Origin of the sequence: Kitasatospora sp. NPDC093558 (genome assembly GCF_040683475.1) — a bacterium.
Lineage (GTDB): Bacteria > Actinomycetota > Actinomycetes > Streptomycetales > Streptomycetaceae > Kitasatospora.
In genome coordinates this window covers 1-2,385 of the sequence record NZ_JBFBDY010000844.1, presented here as the reverse complement: position 1 = coordinate 2,385, position 2,385 = coordinate 1, and the positions used below count along the sequence as shown (strand labels likewise).

The following is a 2,385-nucleotide window of genomic DNA, read 5'->3' as shown; positions in this document are numbered from 1 at the left end:
CCTTGAGGTCCTTGACCAGCGGGGTGACCTTGATGCCGTGCGGGTCGACGGCGACGCGGGCGGCGTCGGGGCGCCGGTGGAACATCGAGTCGAGGCTGAGGACGGGCCCGGCGGCGACCCCGAAGACCCCGCCGATCAGCTCCTCCCCCTCCCACACCTCGGCGCTGTGCGCGGCGCCGAGCGCGTTCAGCCGGGTGAGCCCGTCGAGCAACTCGGCGACCAGCCAGGCTGGTTGGCGCCCCTCGGCGCACCGCGCGAGCACCTCGCCGAAGGCCAGGTCGACGCTGGTCCACCACCCGAGCCGGTTGCGCAGCCGCCGCGCGAGCCGCTGCCCGATCCTGACCCCGTCGGGCGCGATGACGGGCCGGGGGTCGGGCGACCACCACGCGACGGCGTACGGGTCGTCGCCGCCGAGCAGCGCGATCTCCCCGGCCTCGACGGCCTCCTCGAACCGCGCCTCGTTGTAGGCGATGGCGAACTCGTCGGCGGCGGGGAGGGGGAAGAGCCCGCACTGGTAGGCGGAGAGGATCTCGTCCGCGCCGAGCCCGGCCCCGAACGCCACCGGCCCGTCCCCGGGGGCGGAGCGGAGGTCCAGCCCGGCGAACACGTTCACACGCCCGCCCTCAGGTACCCGTCCGCCTCCAGCTGCCTGAGGTAGAGGTCGAGCAGTCCGGCGTCCACCGCCGGGAGCCGGATCCCGCTGCCCGCCAGCGCCGCCTCGGTGTGGGTGCGGTCGAAGCGCGGGAAGGTCGGCTGGAAGTACATCTCGCTGATCGACATCGCCGCCCCGGGGGCGCGGTCGACGAAGAGCGGCACGAACGGCGCGATCGGGTGGGTCGGGTGCGCGGCGGCGTACCGGACGAGGTTCTGCACCCAGTCCCGGTACGGCATTTGGGTCACCGGGTAACCCCGCACCCGGAGCCGTTCGGCGAGGTCGGCGAGGTCGGCGGGCTGGGGCGAGGTGACGTGGTACACCTCGCCGTCGGCGGGCGCGTGGGCGGCGATGTGCGCGACGGCACGGGCGAACCGGTCGGCCGGGACGTAGTCGAGCAGGAGCCGCACGTCGGGGCACGTACCGCTGTCGGCCAGGTACTTGATGAGGGCGCACATCTCCGTGCCGTGGTTCATGACGCCCGTCGCCAGGTCCCCGGTGACGTCGTTGGTGCGCAGGACGGTGACGGGCAGGCCGGCCGCGGCGGCGTTGTGCAGCAGTTGCTCGGCGACCCACTTGCTCTCCACGTACCCGACGCCCAGCCGCTCCGGGTACGCGAGCGGCGTGCGTTCGGTGACCTCGCGGATGCCCGCCGCGCCGAACCCGGCGAGGACGGCGAGCGTGGAGAGGTAGTGCACGGGCACGCCCCGGCTGAGGCCGGCGAGGCGGACGATCTCGCGGGTGCCGGTCACGTTGGGGCCGCGCAGCTGGTGGTAGGGGTAGATGAAGTTGACCTGTCCGCCGAGGTGGTGGACGGCGTCCAGGTTCCCGGCCATCCAGTCGAATTGACGCTGCGTCAGACCGAGCATCGGTTCGCCGAGGTCGCCGACCACCGGCACCACCCGGGCGTCGGCCAAGTCGCCGCGCAGGAAGCGCTGTTGGGTGGCGCGCAACCGTTCGAGGGCGTGTTCCTCGTCGGGGGCGCGGACCAGACAGTGGATGCGGGCGCGGGTGGTGGCGAGCAGCGCGTGCAGCAGGTGGGCGCCGCAGAAGCCGGTGGCGCCGGTGAGCAGGATCTCGGCGGGTTCGGCGCGGCAGGGCGCGGGGTGCCAGGACTGGCGTACGGGCTGGGCGAGTTCGGCTTCGGCGGCCCAGTCGACGGCGGTCTCGCGGGAGCCGGCGCCGCCCGCCCTGGCGTCGCGTACGGCGGCGGCGAAGGCGCGCAGCGTGGCGTCGCGCAGGAGGGCGCGGGTGAGCGCGCGGATGCGGGTGACGTCGATGCCGAACACGAGGCGGGCGCGGGCGAGCATCTCCATGGCGAGCAGGGAGGTGCCGCCGAGGGCGAAGAAGTCGTCGGCGGGGGTGACGAGTTCGACGGCGAGCAGTTCGGCCCACAGCTGTCCGACGGCGTCCTCGACGGCGTCGGCGCCGCCCGGCCTTGCGCCTCCTCCGCTGCCCCCGCCGGTGTCGGCGCCGGCGCCCGCTACGGGCCCACGCGCCTGCGGGAGGGCCTGCGGGAGGCGGCGGCGGTCGATCTTCCCGGCCGGGGTGAGCGGCATCGCGTCCAGGGCCACGAACGAGGCGGGCACCATGTACGCGGGCAGCCGCTCCGCCAGGTAGGCGCGGAGGCCGTCGCGCGGCCCGCCGCCGGTCGCGGCGTGCTCGGCGAGCGTGTAGTAGGCGGTGAGGCGGCGGGACCCGTCGCCCGCGCCGCCGTCGGCGGCGACCCGGGC

Annotated in this window: 2 protein-coding genes; both read right to left on the bottom strand. The window is 75.1% G+C overall.

Annotated elements, in window-relative coordinates; genetic code table 11:
- A partial coding sequence (locus tag AB0O00_RS35985; RefSeq protein ID WP_363658914.1) for a hypothetical protein occupies nt 1-613 on the bottom strand: 613 nt, incomplete at its 3' end.
- A partial coding sequence (locus AB0O00_RS35980; protein WP_363658913.1) for a thioester reductase domain-containing protein occupies nt 610-2,385 on the bottom strand: 1,776 nt, incomplete at its 5' end. The genes AB0O00_RS35980 and AB0O00_RS35985, both read right to left, overlap by 4 nt.